At 44.6% G+C, this 19,661-nt stretch carries 18 protein-coding genes; 12 read left to right on the top strand and 6 right to left on the bottom strand.

Annotation, left to right across the window (positions count from 1 at the left end; all coding sequences use genetic code 11):
• Positions 1-11: 11 nt before the first annotated feature.
• The 3 genes from MKY75_RS12685 to MKY75_RS12675 are packed head-to-tail and all read right to left on the bottom strand — an operon-like array spanning position 12 to position 2,212.
• On the bottom strand, positions 12-770 hold the full coding sequence (locus tag MKY75_RS12685; protein WP_340885564.1) for a lantibiotic immunity ABC transporter MutG family permease subunit: 759 nt from the start codon (positions 768-770) through the stop codon (positions 12-14).
• A 1-nt stretch (position 771) separates the two neighbouring features.
• On the bottom strand, positions 772-1,503 hold the full coding sequence (locus tag MKY75_RS12680; RefSeq protein WP_340885563.1) for a lantibiotic immunity ABC transporter MutE/EpiE family permease subunit: 732 nt from the start codon (positions 1,501-1,503) through the stop codon (positions 772-774).
• A gap of 1 nt (position 1,504) precedes the next feature.
• Positions 1,505-2,212: a lantibiotic protection ABC transporter ATP-binding protein gene (locus tag MKY75_RS12675; RefSeq protein WP_340885560.1), complete on the bottom strand. Its 708-nt coding sequence runs from the start codon at positions 2,210-2,212 to the stop codon at positions 1,505-1,507.
• Between the two features lie 150 nt (positions 2,213-2,362).
• Between MKY75_RS12675 and MKY75_RS12670 the strand changes: the two genes are divergently transcribed.
• Positions 2,363-3,490 carry an NAD(P)/FAD-dependent oxidoreductase gene (locus MKY75_RS12670; RefSeq protein ID WP_340885557.1) on the top strand — a complete coding sequence of 376 codons (1,128 nt, stop codon included), beginning with the start codon at positions 2,363-2,365 and terminating at the stop codon, positions 3,488-3,490.
• 124 nt (positions 3,491-3,614) lie between these two features.
• Here MKY75_RS12670 and MKY75_RS12665 read toward each other — a convergent pair whose 3' ends face one another.
• Positions 3,615-4,778 carry an MFS transporter gene (locus MKY75_RS12665; RefSeq protein ID WP_340885556.1) on the bottom strand — a complete coding sequence of 388 codons (1,164 nt, stop codon included), beginning with the start codon at positions 4,776-4,778 and terminating at the stop codon, positions 3,615-3,617.
• A gap of 111 nt (positions 4,779-4,889) precedes the next feature.
• Here MKY75_RS12665 and MKY75_RS12660 point away from each other — a divergent pair, with 111 nt between their 5' ends.
• Positions 4,890-5,195, top strand: a complete 306-nt coding sequence (locus tag MKY75_RS12660; RefSeq protein ID WP_165146488.1) for an ArsR/SmtB family transcription factor — start codon at positions 4,890-4,892, stop codon at positions 5,193-5,195.
• Between the two features lie 513 nt (positions 5,196-5,708).
• Here MKY75_RS12660 and MKY75_RS12655 read toward each other — a convergent pair.
• Positions 5,709-6,575: a MurR/RpiR family transcriptional regulator gene (locus MKY75_RS12655; RefSeq protein WP_069011829.1), complete on the bottom strand. Its 867-nt coding sequence runs from the start codon at positions 6,573-6,575 to the stop codon at positions 5,709-5,711.
• 180 nt (positions 6,576-6,755) lie between these two features.
• On the opposite strand from MKY75_RS12655, the gene MKY75_RS12650 reads away from it, so the two are divergent.
• The gene (locus MKY75_RS12650) at positions 6,756-7,775 is read left to right on the top strand and encodes a Gfo/Idh/MocA family oxidoreductase (RefSeq protein WP_069011831.1); all 1,020 of its coding nucleotides are present in this window, start codon (positions 6,756-6,758) and stop codon (positions 7,773-7,775) included.
• A gap of 1 nt (position 7,776) precedes the next feature.
• On the top strand, positions 7,777-8,763 hold the full coding sequence (locus MKY75_RS12645; RefSeq protein WP_340885554.1) for a Gfo/Idh/MocA family protein: 987 nt from the start codon (positions 7,777-7,779) through the stop codon (positions 8,761-8,763).
• Between the two features lie 144 nt (positions 8,764-8,907).
• On the opposite strand, the gene MKY75_RS12640 is transcribed toward MKY75_RS12645, so the two are convergent.
• Entirely contained in the window at positions 8,908-11,142 is a 2,235-nt protein-coding gene (locus MKY75_RS12640) for an alpha-galactosidase (RefSeq protein ID WP_340885552.1), read from the bottom strand.
• A gap of 243 nt (positions 11,143-11,385) precedes the next feature.
• On the opposite strand from MKY75_RS12640, the gene MKY75_RS12635 reads away from it, so the two are divergent.
• From MKY75_RS12635 to MKY75_RS12600, 8 genes are all read left to right on the top strand, one after another.
• Positions 11,386-12,225, top strand: coding sequence for an AraC family transcriptional regulator (locus MKY75_RS12635; protein ID WP_340885551.1), 840 nt, complete (start codon positions 11,386-11,388; stop codon positions 12,223-12,225).
• A gap of 136 nt (positions 12,226-12,361) precedes the next feature.
• The gene (locus MKY75_RS12630) at positions 12,362-13,219 is read left to right on the top strand and encodes a GRP family sugar transporter (protein ID WP_340885548.1); all 858 of its coding nucleotides are present in this window, start codon (positions 12,362-12,364) and stop codon (positions 13,217-13,219) included.
• A gap of 172 nt (positions 13,220-13,391) precedes the next feature.
• Complete coding sequence (locus tag MKY75_RS12625) at positions 13,392-14,447, top strand: LacI family DNA-binding transcriptional regulator (protein ID WP_176715732.1); 1,056 nt, start codon at positions 13,392-13,394, stop codon at positions 14,445-14,447.
• A gap of 52 nt (positions 14,448-14,499) precedes the next feature.
• Positions 14,500-15,672, top strand: a complete 1,173-nt coding sequence (locus MKY75_RS12620; RefSeq protein WP_340885546.1) for a Gfo/Idh/MocA family protein — start codon at positions 14,500-14,502, stop codon at positions 15,670-15,672.
• Positions 15,673-15,708: 36 nt separating this feature from the next.
• Positions 15,709-16,437: a ThuA domain-containing protein gene (locus tag MKY75_RS12615; RefSeq protein WP_134904013.1), complete on the top strand. Its 729-nt coding sequence runs from the start codon at positions 15,709-15,711 to the stop codon at positions 16,435-16,437.
• 75 nt (positions 16,438-16,512) lie between these two features.
• Complete coding sequence (locus tag MKY75_RS12610; protein WP_340885544.1) at positions 16,513-17,619, top strand: Gfo/Idh/MocA family protein; 1,107 nt, start codon at positions 16,513-16,515, stop codon at positions 17,617-17,619.
• 284 nt (positions 17,620-17,903) lie between these two features.
• Entirely contained in the window at positions 17,904-18,938 is a 1,035-nt protein-coding gene (locus MKY75_RS12605; RefSeq protein WP_340885542.1) for an aldo/keto reductase, read from the top strand.
• A 102-nt stretch (positions 18,939-19,040) separates the two neighbouring features.
• Positions 19,041-19,613: a TetR/AcrR family transcriptional regulator gene (locus MKY75_RS12600; RefSeq protein WP_340885539.1), complete on the top strand. Its 573-nt coding sequence runs from the start codon at positions 19,041-19,043 to the stop codon at positions 19,611-19,613.
• Positions 19,614-19,661 lie beyond the last annotated feature (48 nt).

Raw genomic sequence — 19,661 nt, 5'->3', positions numbered from 1 at the left:
TACTCTAATCTTTACTCCAACGAACTTTGTCCTTCCCAACGACAAATCCATAACCCTAATAATACCATGATGACTAAGGTCCCTACTACGCAATATCTGATTCCCAAATCAAGCTGTATAGCTTCAGGGATAGAATCTGCTGAGCTTACGCCGTATTGCACCCAGATCGTGATGAACCGGGCCGCCCAAGCAGAGGGAACGAATATCCAATTATGATCACCCAGCCCTGTAAGAAGCAAAGCGGACAATAGACTCTCCATAATACCCAGGCCGATGGAAGCTCCCTTACCAAACCGCAAACTAATGAAAAAATGCAGAATATAAAGGAACACACTGGACACAAACAGAATGCAGGCAGCCAACACATAGAACTTCAAGCCATACGGGGACTCTTTCATCAAATATATATAGCCAGCCCCAAAGCCACCGGAGGCAAGCAGCACACTGCCAAATCCCAAGATCAGAAGCAGGGTGAGCTTGCTCAGAAAAGGTAGCAGCTTCACTGGCGAGGTTAAGAGCTGCTGGAAATTCCCAGCGGCTAACTCCTGATCGGCAGTAATGGAGCATACAATACCAATCATGATAGGAAGAACCACAGCCAGGACCTGCAAATAGCCGTCTATCTTCGAAATCGGTGAATACGGAGTAAAGGAATAGTAGGCTAGAAAAATTGCTATCCCCAAGATCGGCACAAGCAGCTGCACGAGCAATAAGGGCTGCCTTCGAAGTTTAAGCACGTCAGATTTCAGATTGCGGAAGAAAGATATCATCTTACTTAGCCTCCCGTTTACGGAAAGACATGGCCGTCAGCACTGACAGAATCATGAATAGACATACTGTGATCAACAGGCCGGGAACAATTATGCCTCCATCCAAAAGTGGATCTCCTGAAGGAACGGCAAGCCCATTAGGCAGCACTTGGATGACGGCGCACATCAATCGCGCTGGTATAGCATAGGGTACCGCCCACCATACAGAAGACGTAGCGAACAAGACGGTGCAGGCTACGTTGCCCAGCATGTTGATGATTAGGGTGGCAAACATGCCTATTCGATCCGTCAGGAACAGGCAAAGTGGAACTTGCCACAAAAAGGTGATGAAGAGGATCAGAGTTGCAGCGACGCTTTCTGCTAGTGTCACGGAAGTTGAGAATACGAATCCGCCAAGAGTTATCCCTATTAATAAAATAATAGAGGAAACCATTAAGAGCCTTACGCAAACCCCGATTTTACCGTACCATACCTGAGCCAAATCTACAGACATGCCAAGGACAGCACGGTATTTCAGCTTCTTGCCATCCTTTTGGATCACTCCTGAGCACATTAAGGTGAGCGCACCTGGCAGCAGCATGAAATACCACCAATTGTAGCTGGCGCTTTGGAGCATATGTCCCCCCATGAGCACGGTACACAGAAGAAGAGTAACGATGGGGGCCAGCCAGACCAGCTTTTTCGTGAAGGTACGCTTTAATTTTAGATGTTCGGCGGCTATATATTGCTGCATCCTACTCATCCCCTTTTCGGTATTCCTGTGCAATCTGCATGAACAACGATTCCAAGTCTTGTCCTGGTGTAACCGCCTCTTGGTAAGCTAATATGCCACCAGCGATAATACCGACATGGTCAACGATTTGTTCGACTTCGGATAAAATATGACTGGAAAGAATTACGGTAATTCCTTGCTTCGGGAAGGAGCGAATCAGCTCGCGTTGCTCCTGAATGCCAATGGGGTCAAGTCCGTTGGTTGGCTCATCTAAAATTAGTAGTTTGGGATGGTTGAGGAGCGCAATAGCAATGCCCAGCCGCTGTTTCATGCCCATCGAGAACTGGCCAGAGCGTTTTTTCCCGGTATGAGTCAAATCAACAATGTTCAGTACTTCATCAATTCGTGAATCAGGTAGTCCGAGCAAGGTTGTACGAACCTTTAAATTCTCTCTAGCAGTCAAATTCTCATAGAGTGGAGGAGATTCGATCAGTGCGCCGATCTGAGCGAGATCTTTTCGTGACCAAGGTTTTCCTTGGAATAATATTTCACCGCCTGTCGGACGTAGCATACCAGTTAACATTTTTAAGGTGGTTGATTTTCCAGCCCCATTTGGGCCAAGTAGTCCATAGACGGAATTCTCCTGAATAGACAGTGTGACGTTGTTCACCGCCTGTTGCCGTCTAAAGGTTTTGCAGAGATTTTTAGTCTGTAAAATAATGTTATCCATATCAGTTCATCCTTTTCATTCGTTCTGACAACTACTTTACAGATCAATTCTAAGAATTTTATAAGGATAGAAATATTAATGCTTCAAACTTTATGCATTCATGCGGTATTCGCTATAATGGATACAGTGATTTAGGAAAGGGATGTATTCATGAAGAGGGTTATCGTAATCGGAGCAGGAATTCTGGGGGCATCGACAGCATACCAGTTAGCAAAATTGGGCGCTGATGTCATTCTTGTAGACCGCAAAGATAAAGGGCAGGCGACTGATGCAGCTGCTGGCATTATTTGTCCCTGGTTATCACAGCGACGCAATCAAGCTTGGTACCAGCTAGCCAAAGCGGGCGCACGTTTTTACCCCGGATTGATTGAAGAACTTAAAAGCGAGGGGGAAACAGAAACTGGCTATGCTCAAGTTGGAGCTCTCAGTATTCATGATGATGTAGAGAAAATCAAAAAAATGCAGGAACGGGCACATTTACGTCATACAGATGCACCGGAAATCGGTGAAATTATGCAACTCAATGAAAAGGAAACCCATGAACGTTTTCCTTTGTTAGTAGATCGCTATCGCTCCGTTCATATTAGCGGTGCCGCACGTATAGATGGTCGTGCGCTGCGGGATGCGTTGATCCGATCAGCACAAAGAAATGGGGCAACCCTTATCCATGGAGATGCTGTGCTCCAATATGATTCCGTTCATGTAACCGGAGTAACGGTTGGTGGAAACAGCTTTTCGTCTGACGTAGTCATTGTTTGTGCTGGTGCATGGGCCAATCAACTGATGCTGCCTTTGGGCATTCGCTTTAAGGTTAGCTTTCAAAAAGCACAAATCATGCATTTACAGATCCCTGATGGGCAAGATACAGGCACCTGGCCTGTAATCATGCCGCCTTCTGATCAATATTTGTTAGCGTTTGATCAACAGAAGATCGTCATAGGGGCGACTCACGAAAATGAAATCGAAGGATACGATACAAGAGTAACAGCAGGCGGGATGCAGGAAATCCTAAATAAAGGTTTAGAATTAGCACCTGATTTAGCAAATAGTACTTTTCAGGAGGTAAGAGTTGGTTTCCGTCCTTTTACCCCCGGTTTTCTACCGGTGCTTGGAGCTGTGCCTGGCTGGAACGGCCTTATAGCTGCCAATGGGGTTGGAGCATCCGGGCTGACCATGGGTCCCTTTATTGGAAGCCAACTGGCAAAGTTAGCACTGGGAATGGCTTTGGATATCAACATCGATGATTATGATATTCGAAATGCTATTGATGAAGATTGATCCTTGAAGCTAGACAACAGTAGATATGCATAAGAAGCCGCCATACTGGCGGCTTTTCTAATAATATAAGTTCTTTTCCTGGCCCAAAGATAGAGCTTATGTCGATTTTTAAGGTTACTCGTTTCTATTTTAGTCTTAGACCTAGTAAAACCCCGCTACGTAGGAACAAGATTAGTGACACACCGAAACAAATCACAGAAAACAGGCTAACGGAAATAAAACCACCGCTGTGAGCGTATAGCATTCCTGCTGTGAAAGAGCCAACCATTGTTCCAAAATACATAGAAGAATTGGCAAGTGATGAAACTGTTCCGCGTGCTGTGGCAGATAAGGTTTGAAGCATACTCATCATAAGCGGAAAAATCATTCCAAGGATAAGGAAGATCAGAAAATATGTAATTTCGACATAGGTCACACTAGGTAAATAGGGCAGAAGCAAATAAAGCAGACCGATGAAAATTACGCCATAGATCAAAGAGTGCTTAGGCCCCACTTTGTTAACTAAGCTGCTCCCAAATAAGCTACTAATCGTATTTCCTAAACCAAGGAATAATATCACCGTACCAATATCTGCAACATTAAGGCTGAATTTGTCGGACAGCCATGTGCCAATAAAAGAGAAGGCAGCAAAATTTCCGAGTTGGAACAGGAAGTAGGCCAGAAAAGCGACCTTAGGTGTTGACCCCTGCAGCAATGAACGGTATCTGTTCCTAATCGAGGGAGCCTTTTGCTTCTGTATAGAAGGAGGCAAAGCGGGCAAGAGAACAGCAGTCCAAATAACGATCAGGAAGGTGCAGCAACCAATCATAATAAAGGGTGTTTGCCACCCGGCGGTAGCGAGATAGCTGCCAATGGGAACGCCTAGCATTTGGGAAAAAGCTAATCCTGCGGTGACAACTCCCATGGCTTTTAACACTTTATGTGGTTGAACTAACTGAGGAATGGCTGCCCAAACTTGAGGTGAGGCAAAAGCGGCACTAATGCCAGCCAATAAGCGAAAAGCAAACATGGTCCAAAAATCAACGGCAAAGCCGCAAAGTAGAGTGAAGATACCAAAACCAAGTAAGCCGAACAGTAGTACTTTTTTTCGATTCCATGCATCTGACAACGGTCCTGCAATTAAGGCAAACAGAGCATACCCTAAAGCATAGGCTGAAACAATCCAGCCTGATTGTTCGATAGAAATGCCGAAGCTTTCACGAAGAATAGGTAGAAGAGGCGACACAATGAACGTATCTGTACCAATGAAAAACATGATCAAGAAAAACAAGGTGATAATTTTATTCAAAACGAAACCCTCCATTTGTTCTATAGTTCGAATATTTTCGAATAATAGAAATATAGCATTCCAATATGCTATAATGCAACTACAATTCTTTGTTAGGCAGGTGAACGGATCTTGAGAACGCTGTATCATCCCAACGTAATTGAAATTACTCTACCTACAGTTTTATATGCTCTAAGTGACCCCATTCGGCTTAATATCATCCAGATTTTAGACGAAAAAGGGGAGCAATCCTGCAGCTCGATAGATATTTCAGCTCCAAAGTCAACCTTGTCTCATCATTTTAAGGTTCTTCGGGAATCAGGGGTTATTCATACGAGAATAGAGGGAACCCAACGCTTTATCTCTATCCGTTACTTTGATTTGAATGAACGCTTTCCTAGCTTGCTGTCGGCCGTACTGATGGGCTTGAAGCAATAAAAGAAAAAAGGTCTAGTTAGCATAAAACTAACTAGACCTTCAGAGTGTCGAGAAAGTCCAACGGACTTTCCGGCACTTTATTTTTTATTTGGGGAAACTCAACTTTTAAAACAAAAATCGATTTAAAACGATCTGAGGACCCATTTTTATTTGATCAAAGTGGCCATTTTAAACCTGATTAAAAAACAGGGGGTTTCTCGACAGCCTGAAAGGTCTAGTTAGCATAAAACTAACTAGACCTTCAGAGTGTCGAGAAAGTCCAACGGACTTTCCGGCACTTTATTTTTTATTTGGGGAAACTCAACTTTTAAAACAAAAATCGATTTAAAACGATCTGAGGACCCATTTTTATTTGATCAAAGTGGCCATTTTAAACTGATTAAAAAACAGGGGGTTTCTCGACAGCCTGAAGGTCTAGTTAGCATAAAACTAACTAGACCTTATTTGTCGAAGAACAACCATATATAATTATAAATTGCCGCTTATTTTGCAGTTAGAGAGAAGCTAATCCCTCTACACGTCATTCATCATGTCATTGAGATGCGAATTCTTCAACGATTGTGTTGCGAATTGCATGTTTTTTAAGTAGTCAATTTTATAGATACAGGAGTAGATCACATTTAATACATAGTCAAAGGCAATTTGCGACGAAAATGTACCAATCTTGGCATGTTTTACTTCGTCATTAGGCACCTGAATACAGATATTACTGAGTTTGGCCAATTCATTTTGACTGGTTGCTGTAATTGTGATAAAGGGAATATTTTCATGTGTAAAGTGCTTTGCTGCTTTTAAAAAGATCGGTGATTTTCCGTGGTAAGTTAAAAAAACAGCGCAATCCTGTGGCGTAAGATTAGCCGTATGGTACGCCCACTCAGACAGCTCCGTAGCTATAACCACATACTTGTTAATTTTCACTAATTTATTTTGGAAACTTTTCGCACGGATTTGTGAATCTCCTAACGCATATATAAAGATCCTTTTCGCTTGATCCAGCAATAGGGCTGTTTGCGACAATAAATCATCATCCATGAATGTAAAGTTTTTTTCTATCGTTTCCTTCATTAATTCTGCAATTTCTTTCGCCACTTGAAGTGGGGATTCATCAAAACCAAATGGATAGTTGGGGTCTACATTGGAAATGTTCTGGGTATTCTGCTGAAACTCCCGAGCAAGTTTGATTATGAACTCCTTGAAGCCAGATAGCCCAAGTTTATGTGTTAATCGATTAATCGCGGAATGCGAAGTATATGTTGCCTTTGCAAGCTCCTGAATATTTAAGTGCAGGATCCTTTCCTTATGAAGCAAAATATAGGATGCAATGCTTTTTTCGTTTGGTGTAAAGTTTTGCATTTCGGATAATTGCATCAGTATTTTCAACAGGTTCACTCCGGTTCAATTGAAATGACGTTTGATAAAGGATCTAAAATAAACATTTTGTTTGAAAATAAACAAACATTTTTAAAAATATTCGGTTGATTGTACCATTTTGGCGGCAAATCCTTTACGATCAACGTTCTTCTTCTATAATAAATGAAAAAGAGCCTAGGGGGAATTAATATGCTTAACATCGGTTATATTGGGAATGGCAAAAGCACCAATCGGTATCATCTTCCTTTTTCATTGACCAGAGATCATTTGAACGTAAAGACGATCTACGCCCGTAATCCAGATAAAGGGGAGTGGGAGAAAATCCCTGGTGTGCAGTATACTGATAATCTTGAATCTCTAATGAACGATAAGGAAATTCAGTTGATTGTTATCTGTACACCTGTAGAATCCCACTACACTTATGCGAAAATGGCACTCGACCACGGGAAAAATGTACTTGTTGAAAAACCCTTTATGTTAACGAAAGAAGAAGCTGTGTCCATCTTCCAATATGCCAAAGAGAAAAATCTGATTATACAGTGCTATCAAAACAGACGTTACGATTCGGATTTCCTCACTACCAAGAAGGTTATTGAATCAGGAAAACTCGGTGATTTGTTGGAGGTGGAAATGCATTTCGATTATTACCGCCCTGAGACCCCCAACTCCACCTCTCATTTTTCCAAATATAACAGTTACCTCTATGGACATGGCGCTCATACCATTGACCAGGTTCTTGCCTATTTTGGGAAACCTGACACGATCCATTACGACGTGCGCCAATTGCTCGGTTCTGGAAGAATGAATGATTATTTTGATCTAGATTTTTATTATCCCTCACTTAAGGTATCCATTAAATCCAGCTTTTTTCGTTTAAAAGAGCGGCCGAGTTTTGTTGTATACGGCAAAAAAGGCGTTTTTATAAAGCAGACAAAGGATCGTCAGGAGGAGCATCTTAAATTATACTATCTGCCTAAGGGACACGCCGATTTCGGCATCGACCAGCCTGAGCATTATGGCATTTTAACATACCTTGATGATAAGGGCGAGTATCATGAAGATAAAATCGTTTCTGAAAAGGGAGACTATGCCCGAGTGTATGACGATATGTATCAGTCGATCGTAATTGGTAAAGAAAAAGTGATTAAAGACGAAGAAACGATAATGTGTATGGAAATACTTGAAAAAGGTATAGAGGAGTGCAGCTAAAATGAAGTTAGGAATTGTCGGAGCAGGGATGATCGTAGGGGATCTATTAAGCTTTATTCAGGAAATCCCGACCATTTTACTAAAGGGCATTTGTTCTAGACCTAGCCACAAGGGGAAATTACTGGATTTAAAAAGTAAATATGGAATATCTCAGATTTATTCGGATTACAGCGAGATGCTGATGAGTCGTGATGTGGATACAGTTTATATCGGGTTGCCTAATCATCTTCATTATTCATATGCGAAAGAGGCATTATTGAGTGGTAAACATGTCATCTGTGAGAAGCCGTTTACTTCCAATTTGCAAGAATTTCTAGAGCTAAAAGAAATTGCTCAGCAAAGAAAACTGGTATTGGTGGAAGCCATAACGAATCAATATTTGAAAAATTATTTGTCAATGAAGGAGTATCTACCTAAGCTTGGTGAGATCAAAATAGTGGAATGCAACTATTCTCAATACTCATCTCGGTATGAAGCTTTCAAAGCGGGAATAATCCAGCCTGCGTTTAATCCGGAGATGTCTGGTGGAGCCTTGATGGATATTAATTTATATAATATTCATTTGGTTGTTGGATTTTTCGGGAGCCCGAAGAAAGTGCAGTATTGGGCGAACATGGAGCGTGGAATTGATACTTCAGGTATGCTGCTGCTTGATTACGGTGACTTCAAGTGTGTCTGCATAGGTTCAAAAGACAGTACGGCTCCCAATGCAGTGAACGTTCAAGGCAATAAGGGCTATATACACATGGCAAGTTCAGCAAATATATGCGACTGCTTTGATTACACTGCGAATAAGGAAACGCCAATCCGGGTAGATCAGAAAGATCATCCCCATCGAATGTATGACGAATTCGTTGAGTTTGACCGTATCATCGAGGAAAAAGATTTGGAAAAAGTCTCAGAAATGCTTGAACACAGCGAGAGGGTCATGAATGTCATTGAGAAAGCCAAGCAATCCGCCAATCTTGTATTTGGTCCTGATAAATAAAGAAGCAGCTCAATTACTGAGTTGCTTCTGATCCGTAATTCCCACACAGCGGACACTGCATAACGGATAACCACTTCTTCGTTTAATCCTTGATTTCTCTCTTCAGTCATGTCTTTGATATTATTACTTCAAGTCATAATCCAATCACGAGGAAGTCTCTTTAGTTAGAGTGAATAATTCAGATGAAAAATCATATTTCTCCGCAATATTAAAATCCTGGTCAGCCTTATAAGGCGGGGTGAGTATAAGTCCGATGTTCATTAACTCGCTGCCTGTAAAACGTCGGTCCAATTCTTCCACGAAATATACTGCCATTTCGTCCAGTCCGATGAGCTTTAGCCGTGAATAAGCTGCATTGGGGCGTGAGAGAACCTGGTACCAGCCGACGAGAGCATGCTCACGTTCTGCATCAATGGTCATCCATGCTGTTTCATTTTTTTCAAAGGGACTTAGCAGACGGTAAAAGGTTCCCTGTGTAATTAATCGTCGGTGACGTTTATATACTTGTATTTGTTTTTTAATTACATTGCACTCTTCTTCGGACAACGCCAATGGGTCAAGTTCATAACCGAATATACCAAAGTAGGCGACATTGGATCTAGTTTGCAGCGGTGCCGTTCTGCCTACCTGGTGGTTCGGGATGCTTGACACATGAGCACCCATACTGCTAAGCGGATAGGCCATGGAAGTGCCATACTGAATCTTCAGACGTTCTATAGCCTCGCTATCGTCGCTTGTCCATGCTTGCGGAGCGTAATAAAGCATCCCTGGATCAAACCGTCCCCCACCGGAAGCACAGGACTCAAACAAAATCTCAGGGTGTTCGGTAATCAGCTTCTCATATAAAGCATATACACCCAGGACATAGCGGTGAAAAAATTCGCCCTGCCTTTCCTTGCCCAGAGATAACGAATAGGCTTCTGAAATACAGCGATTCATATCCCATTTTACGTATTCGATCCGAGCAGAAGAGAGCACGTCATCCATTAACTTAAACAGGTAATCCACGACAGGCGGTTGGGAATAATCAAGAACATATTGATGACGTCCATGCTTGCGTTGACGGCCGGGTGTTCCCACAACCCAGTCTGGATGCTCCCTCATAATATGAGAGTCGGAGTTAACCATTTCCGGCTCGAACCAAAGACCGAATTTCATCCCGAGCTGATTGATCTTCTTTGCCAAATTCGAGATCCCGTTCGGTAGCTTTTCAGGATTTTCAAACCAGTCACCGAGGGAAGAGGTATCATTGTTTCTTCGACCGAACCATCCGTCATCCAAGACAAAGAGTTCAATCCCCAGTTCACCTGCTTTTTTTGCCATATCAACTATTTTCTGCTCAGTAAAATCAAAATAGGTCCCCTCCCAGTTATTGATCAATACAGGTCGTTCCCGCTCGGTCCAACTGCTGCGAATTAAGTGTTTATTGTACAGGCTATGGTATGCTTGGCTCATGCCATTTAAACCGCTCTCAGAATAGACCAGAACTGCTTCAGGCGAATAAAAACATTCTCCTGGCTTCAGGGTCCAGCAGAATTTGTCAGGATGAATGCCGATCATCAATCGGGTAGTTGAATAGCTGTCCACTTCCGCCTGGGCAAGAAAGTTCCCGCTGTAAACGAGATTAACCGCATATACTTCTCCTTGGTGTTCCTGTGATCCGGGTTTGGCAAGCGCCAGAAATGGATTGTGAACATGACTACTAATTCCTCGAGTGCTCCCAATCGACTGTAGCCCAGGTCTCAATGGTGTACGCTCCACATGACGTTCCCTGCCCCAAGCCCCTGATAAATGAATAATTTCATATTCGGCTTCAGGAAGATCAAGACTCAGGCTCATTAGACGGTTGACTCTCAGGGGATTATTCCCGGAATTCGTTATGGATACGGATCTCGTGATCACGGGCAGTTCGCTGAAGATGGTGTAAGCAAGCACGGCCACCGTTCCTGTAAGAGAATCGGTCAGCGTGATGAGGAGTGTCTCTGCTTCATGTGCTTCCTTACAAAACGTAGCTGGAAGATGAGGAATTTTAGGTTTTCCAGTGATTACCTCGTAATGGTCATAAGTGAACTCCATTATATGAGATCCGTCCTCCTGTATGATCTCAATTGCTGGCTCTCGAAAGTCTCCACTTCCCGCAGAAGGAAATTCCTGCTTAATACTTTCCAACGATGTCACCAAGTCACTATCAAACTCACCGACAGACACGGGACGATAGCTTCGCTCGATAAAGCGGTCATATTGACCAAGGTACTCTATTTTTTTGCCGTAATATAAATGCTCCAATTGCCCGTTCTCCATGACACGGAAAAGATAACTACAGTATTTGTTCGTTAAGTAAAATGTCCGTTCCTTTTGGTTAACTTGTAGACTAGCCATGTACATAGCCCCTTTCAAAATATGTCGAACCACTTGAAAGCGTTATTATTGAATCAGCATAACAAAGATAGTGATAGTAAATACATGACTTTTTTTAAGTTGGATATGGGAAAAACAAAGAACCTTACAAAAAAATATAGTTTAGAGCCAAATTTTTTCTGGACATTTGTCATCCTTAACTTATGCTATACTGTTAAATTAACAAGCATAGGTTCTTTATTTGGAAAAGTGAGGAGGATGCCAATGGGCCAGAATATGATTCAATATGTTGATACGTATACCAGTTCAGAGCATAAAAATATATCAGATTTGATTTTGTATAACTGTGGCACAGAGCTCTGCTTATCCAAACAGGATTTTGGACCCATCGCCCGCGATTTTAATCTGGTTCATTTTGTGCTAAAAGGACGAGGTAGGCTGGTGATTGACAACAAAAATTACGATATAGGAGAAGGACAGGCTTTTTTAATTCCGGCCAATAGGGTAGCTTATTACCAGGCAGATGAAGCCGAGCCTTGGGAGTACAGTTGGGTCGGCTTTATGGGCATTAAATCCGACATCTACCTGCAGAACATATCACTTCCGAGCCAGAACCCTTATGTAATCGATATCGAAGATATTACGTTCTTTCATTCCACGATTATTGAGATGTTGCGGATCGGAGATAACACGCTTTCTTCATCGCTGGCTATACAGGGGTATTTATTCCATATTCTTGCCAAACTTGTACACAATTTGGGGGAAACGATGTCGATAAAGGAACAGCTTCCTTATTCGGTGCAAGCGATAAACTTTATTGAGAAAAACTACATCAGTGGCATCCAGATTAGTGAAGTAGCGGAGTACCTTGGTCTACATCCGAATTATCTGACCTCCGTTTTCAAACTTGAGACTGGTGAAACGCCTAAACAATATCTGATAGTCCTCAGGATTAAAAAAGCGTGCGAATTGCTGCAGCATACAGACTATTCGATCCAGGTTATATCCAATTCGGTCGGCTATACCGATCAGTTGACCTTTTCGCGAGCTTTTAAAAATGTAATGAGCATATCACCCAGCGCGTATAGAAAAAAATTTCTTTGATTTTGCTATATAAATCTATAAAAATATTTGTATTTAGAAGCGGTTTTTTTTGCTATCGTAAAACTGTGGATTTTTTCCTGCATGGCATTTTAACGATTGTAGGAAGAGTACTTTTTACGGGAGGAGAATTCCGCGCGTGGATTTCATTATTGCTTTTATTCCAGCCCTTGGCTGGGGAGTTATGCCGATACTGGCGCATATTACAAAAGCCAGTCCCCGAGAACAACTGACAGGTACCGTTATTGGTGCTGTGCTGTTTTGCCTGTGCTTGTATACCATTCATCCTACCTCATTAACACCGATTCATTTTGTGGTAAGTTTTATATCTGGTATTTTTTGGGCCGCTGGACAATTGCTCCAGTTTCAAGCTTTTCAAAAAGTAAGCGTATCGATCGCCATTCCTGTGATTTGTGGTCTGCAGTTGATAGGGACGACGCTATTTGCCGCACTTATTTTGGGTGAATGGATAACAGGGTACCAATATGCGATAGGCGTTAGTTCTCTTCTGTGTATATTGGCAGGAGTTCTGTTAACCAGCTATCAGGGCAAGTCTACTGGATTGCCCAAGCCTTTGCCGGTACCCATTATCATAATGTTGGTTTGCTCGGGGTTAGCGTTAAGCAGTTATGTCGTGATTAATCAGTTTTTTCATATATCCGGGCTATCCGTCATTCTGCCGCAATCGCTCGGTATGCTATGCTCAGCCATGGCCATGAATCTGAAGGGCAAAAAGCGGCTACGATTCTCTCTGGTGGTTCGCAATTTGTCGACAGGATTGGTTTGGAGCATTGCGAATCTAGCACTATTTATTTCCAATGGGCTGATCGGCATGGCGGCTAGTTTTCCGATCTCTCAAGCGAGCATTGCTATTGCCTGTGTTGGCAGCATTTTAATATTTAAGGAAAAGAAGAGTCCTCAGGAATGGATAGGTATACTTGTGGGAATTACAGTACTGATGATAGGAGTAGGAATGATCAGCATGCTCAAGCCTTAAAGAATCATTTTGTATCTTGTATATGATCAGGTGTTTTGACTGTTTGCCAGTAGGAACCACGAGACCACGTTCTTTTAGTAACGAAAAGAGCTTATCCATCCATGGGGTACGCTTTTTGGGATTGACAGAGGTAGGACTGCATGAGAAAATGTACGCGCGTACATAAAATGATTTGGAGGTGGGTAATATTGTTTCGCGCAAGGAAGTAGCCGAACTTTCCGGCGTGTCTGAAGCGACAGTATCCCGGGTCTTGAATGCGGTAGGTCCTATCAAAGAGGATACGCGAAGAAGGGTTCTGGACGCAGCCAATCAGCTTGGATATGTTCCCAGTGCGCTGGCCCGTAACTTTGCCCGAAGGAAGAGTGGCCATCTTGGTGTGGTTATGCCTTATGTCCCGAAGGCGCACTTGTTCTCAGCCTATTTTTTCTCTGAGATGCTGAGCGGTATCGGAAACAAGGCTAGAGACAGCGGACTTGATCTGCTTCTATTGTTCCGGAAGCCGGGGGAACGGATTGATTACAGTAGTCTTTTCCGTCAGCAAAGGATCGATACCTGTATCATCCTTGGAGCCAGGGATGACCACGATGAGGTGGAAGCTCTAAAGAGGCTTCAGGAAGAAGGACGTCCGTTCTGCGTCATGAATCACCATTTTGAAGGGCAATCGTTCTGTGAAGTGGATGCAGACCATGTAGAAGGCAGCCGGGCGGCTGTAAGTCACCTCATCGAGCAGGGATACAAGCGGATTGCCTTTCTCAACGGCCCGGATATCTATTCCAATAGTACTGAGCGAATGAAGGGTTATCGTACCGCGCTTCAGGACGCTGGGATTGAATATGACCACGAACTGCTTCTGGAAGGTAACTATAGCCGTCGGAGCGGACTCGAAGCCTCAGCTACAATCGCAGACCAATTGAATGATATTGATGCTGTATTTGCGGCGAACGACCGGATGGCTCTTGGGGTAATGCAGGGTCTCCGTGAGCGCGGACTGGCAGCTGACCGGTTTCCGGCGTTTGTAGGCTATGACGATTCGGATGCGGCTGAGATGGCTGTTCCGCCGCTAAGCAGTGTCCGCGTACCTTTTTATGAGATGGGGGAGCTTGCAGCCTCGAAGCTTATACCCGATTCTCAGCATCTCATTCCGGCTCTGGAACTAACCGGGTGCGACTCAATAAGAGAACTCCTATCCACAGAACTGATTATCAGGGCGTCATCCATTCGTCAATAACACCATTCGTCAAAAATTCGTTGAAACTCAGACCCATAAGGAGGATCACGACATGTCTAATCGTCTTCGTATCGGAATGGTTGGCTACAAATTTATGGGCAAGGCTCACAGCAACGCTTACCGAAGTCTACCCATGTTCTTCCCAGATGCCCCGCTGCAGCCAGAGATGTCCGTTATCTGTGGACGCAACGAGCAGGGGGTTCAGGCAGCTGCCCGCCAGTACGGCTGGACCGAAAGTGTTACGGATTGGCGTGATCTAGTGAAACGTAACGATATTGATCTCATTGATATTAACGCCCCGAGTAATGCCCATAAGGAAATTGTCGTTGAGGCTGCCCTTCATGGCAAGCATCTGTTCTGTGAGAAGCCACTTGCGCTCTCGCTGGCGGATTCACGTGATATGCTGCAGGTAGCAGAGGAAGCAGGGGTCAGACATATGGTAGGCTTCAACTACCGTTTTTCTCCGGCTGTCCAGCTGGCAAAGCAGCTAGTCGAGAGCGGACGCCTAGGCAAAATTTATCATTTTCGTGCCTTCTTCCTTCAAGATTGGATCTTGGACCCGTCCTTCCCCCTGGTATGGCGGCTGCAAAAAGAGGTGGCCGGTTGTGGCTCTCATGGTGATCTTGGCGCTCATCTGATTGATCTCGCTCGCTTCTTGGTTGGCGAGTTCCATGAAGTGATCGGCATGAGCGAGACATTCATCAAACAGCGCCCGTTGGCTTTGGAGATGAGCGGGTTGAGCTCCAAAAGGAGCGCTGAAGCAAATGTTCCGATGGGAGAAGTGACAGTCGATGATGCCACGTTGTTCCTGGCACGCTTCGCCGGAGGTGCGCTGGGCAGCTTCGAGGCCACACGTTTTGCTGCCGGACATCGGAGCACCAATTCATTCGAGATCAACGGTAGCCTAGGCAGTGTGCGTTTTGACTTTGAACGAATGAACGAACTGGAAGTGTATTTCACACAGGATGAGGAGGACGTTCAGGGCTTTCGCCGCGTACTCGCCACCGATCCGGCACACAAGTATTCTGAAGCTTGGTGGCCTGCAGGACATACGATTGGATTCGAGCATACCTTCACCCATGAGATGCTTGAGATGTTGAGTGCCATCTCTGAAGGGCGGCAACCGTCGCCGAACTTCCGTGATGGTGTTGCTTGTCAGGCTGTGCTTGAAGCGGTAGGACGATCCATAGAGGAACGCCGCTGGGTATCCATTGAAGAAATGTAGTATAACAATACATTCCGAAAGGTGAGTGGATTACAGATGCGCAAGGCACTGATTGTATGGGGTGGATGGAACGGACATGAGCCGGAGCAGGTGGCGGCCATTTTTGAACGCATTTTGAAGGAAGAGCAGTTCGAGGTGGAGGTGTCTAATACCCTTGAAGCCTATCAGGATGCTGAGAAACTGCTTGACCTGGACCTGATCGTTCCAATGTGGACCATGGGACAGATTGAGCAGGAACTGGTCAATAATGTCTCAGCTGCGGTTCAAAGCGGCGTAGGTCTCACAGGCTGCCATGGCGGCATGTGTGATGCCTTCCGGAACAACGTGGACTGGCAGTTCATGACAGGTGGGCAATGGGTTGCACATCCCGGCAATGACGGCGTAGAGTACATGGTGAACATGAAGCGCGGCTCCAGCCCACTTCTAGACCATATTGAGGATTTTCAGGTCAAAAGCGAGCAGTATTACCTCCACGTAGACCCGGCAGTTGAAGTGCTGGCAACCACACGCTTTCCGATCGTACCAGGCCCCCATTCAGCCAATGGGCCTGTGGATATGCCTGTTGTATGGACGAAGCGCTGGGGGAACGGTCGCGTCTTCTACAATTCGCTGGGCCATCACGCAGATATCATAGATATGCCTCAAGTGACCGAGATGATGCGCAGCGGGTTTCTGTGGGCAGCAGCAGGCAAACAGGCGGTGGCCACCCGGGGCAGCTCTCTCGCAGAGGCTTATACAGGCATGACAGACAACCAGCAACGCTAGGGTGAACAGGATGGTATCCGATGTAACAAAAGAATGCCATTATCCATTTTTTCTGAAGAAGAAGGGAGTCTAGGCATGAACAAAATGAAAGTAGGCATTATCGGGTGTGGTAAAATTAGCGGAATTTACATGGAAAATTGCCATCGTTTCGACATTCTGGAGCTGTACGCAGTAGCGGATCTGGACCAAGGTCGGGCAGAGGAGCAGGCGGTAGCGTTCAACGTTCCAAATGTATATTCGGTAGATGAGATTTTGGCTGATCCGGAGATCGAACTCATCATTAATTTGACCATTCCGGGCGTTCACGCCGACGTATGTCTCAGAGCTCTTGAGGCAGGCAAGCATGTCTATGTGGAGAAGCCACTTGCCGTCACCCGTGAGCAGGGGCAGGCTGTCTTGGATCTTGCTCATCAAAAGGGGCTGCTTGTCGGCTGCGCACCAGAGACCTTCTTCGGTTCCGGTATACAGACATCATTGAAGCTGATTGAAGACGGAGTCATTGGGAGTCCGGTAGCCGCTACAGCTTTCATGATGAGCCGTGGGCATGAACATTGGCATCCTGATCCTGAATTTTATTATGCAGTCGGCGGCGGTCCAATGTTTGATATGGGCCCTTATTATTTGACGGCTCTGGTGCAAATGCTGGGTCCGATTGCTGCCATTTCGGGCATGACAGGCAAGGCGATGGATCAGCGAACGATTACGAGCGAGAAAAAGAAAGGCCAGACTATCCCAGTCGATATTCCGACCCATGTGGCCGGGTTGCTTCGCTTTAAGCAGGGAGCTGTCGGTACGCTGATTACCAGCTTTGACATCTTTGGTGGAAGCACTCTGCCACCGATTGAGGTTTACGGTACTCATGGCACGCTGCAGGTGCCTGACCCGAACACGTTCGGAGGGCCAGTTTTCTATAGGCTGCTAGGCGAGCAAGAATGGACAGAGGTACCGCTGCTGCCAGGATACCAGGAGAATACACGGGGCATCGGTGTTGCCGATATGGCCTACGCTATCCGCAGCGGACGGCCTCACCGCGCTAGTGGAGAACTGGCCTACCATGTGCTGGAGGCGATGTGGGCGTTCCATGATTCCTCCGATCAGCAGACCTTCTATCCAATGCAGAGCACATGTCTGCGCCCGGCGGCTTTACCGGAAAACCTGCCCTTGTATACGTTAGATGCGTAAACTAATGTGAATTTTACATCCGGCTTTGAATGTTCATTTCTATTAAAAAGAAGACTCCAGCTCCGTTTTGACCGGGGCTTGGAGTCTTCTTAGTTCATTTTCAGGAAGGATCTTAATTATTCTTTACCGATCATTCTAAATATGTTATATTGTTGGCGTGGGAGGAATACACGGATAAGAAGGCAAGAGTTATGAGGATGGTGTGAGATCTTGCCGTGGAGCTCTTCTACGAATATTAGAATGATCATTCTAATTATAACAGATGGAGAAGGGATGGATTGAACATGGAATATCGTGTATTAGGAAATACAGGCCTTAAAATAAGCAGTTTTGTATTAGGTACAGGTACTTTGGGTTTTTGGGGCAACAATACGGAGAAAGAAGCTACAGTCATGTTAGATGAGGCTTTGGCTGGAGGCATTAATCTGATCGATACAGCGGATGTCTATTCAAGTGGTCAATCCGAAGAAATTCTGGGTCACATCCTAAAAGGACGCAGACAGGATGTTATTCTGGCCACGAAAGGCGGAATGCCCATGGGCAGTGGGCTTAATCAATCCGGTAACTCGAAATATTGGATTAAGCGTGCAGTAGAGGGAAGCTTGAGAAGGTTGCAAACGGACTATATCGATTTGTATCAACTACATCAGCCGGATCTCCATACTGACATTGAAGAGAGTCTTGACGCACTTACGGACCTGGTTCGTGAAGGGAAAATTCGCTATATTGGTACATCCAATTTTCAGGCATGGCAAGTGATCGAAGCACAATGGACTAGCGAACGCAAAAATACCGCACGCTTTGTATCCGAGCAAGCCCCGTATTCCATATTGAATCGAAGTATCGAATTCGATCTGCTTGCCGCAACCGCAAAATACGGAATGGGCGTAATGGTTTGGAGCCCACTTTCGGGTGGTCTGCTAACGGGAAAATACCGCTCGGGAGAAGCGGTTGCCCCAGATTCAAGAGCAGCGAGTTCTCTAGGGAAACTTTCAACAGTTGTAGATCCGAATCGAGAAGAAAATCGCATCAAGTTCGAAGCCATTGCTAAGCTCCAAACCCTTGCAGATGAAGCAGGATTAACTTTGCCACATCTTGCCATGGCATTTACACAAGCTCACTCGTCAGTTACTTCTGCTATAGTGGGGGCAAGAACAATTGAGCAACTACGTGAAACGCTAAAAGGCAGCGACATCCGATTAAGCACTGATATCCTGAATGCGATAGATGCTATCGTTCCGCCAGGAATAACCCTGGATGCCCTGGAAAAAGGTTGGTCGCCTGATTGGTTACAAGCAGACCGAAGAATCCTGGGTTAAATATATAAGACAGACCTCATACCTGTAATGTATTCACTTTTTTTTAAATCTAGTTTGCCGATCCTTCACTACATTGTATAATGATTATTCGAGGTGATGACGATGGCAAGATCAAAAGAATTTGAAGTTAATGAAGTATTAGATAAAGCAATACACCTGTTTTGGGCACAAGGATATGAGAAAACTTCAATGCAAGATTTGGTTGAGTTTATGGGCATTCACCGAAGAAGTATCTATGATACCTTTGGGGATAAGCATGCCTTATTTATGAAAGCTCTCGAACGATATGAAACGAAGCAGACCAGCAAAATGAGGTTTCTGATTGAAAAACAAGAACCGATCAAAGAATTAATTCGGGAGTTGTTTGAGGCGACAGTAAGAAATGAAGGAGAACCTCTAGGGTGTTTTCTCGTGAATTCAGGCGTGGAACTCGGCGTGTTGGATCCTGAAGTTGCATCCTTAGTTGATGAGAGTTATTCGCGAACGGAGGAACTCTTGACTAACCTTGTTCTGAAGGGTCAACAATCGGGTGAGTTCAAGGCTGACTTTGATCCTGTAGTTATTTCTCATTATTTAATGAATGCGTGGTTGGGGCTACGCACGTTGGTTAAGACAACAACAGATCAGCAAAAATTAAAGAATATTATTGATATGACACTGTCCGCGTTAGATTAAAAGTGGATTACAGCATGACAGGCAAAAGGAGTCACCTCAATGGAGGAC

This window comes from Paenibacillus sp. FSL L8-0663, assembly GCF_038008125.1.
Lineage (GTDB): Bacteria > Bacillota > Bacilli > Paenibacillales > Paenibacillaceae > Paenibacillus > Paenibacillus polymyxa_D.
Note: the sequence above shows the minus strand (reverse complement) of the source record. Positions and strands in the feature narration are given on the sequence as shown.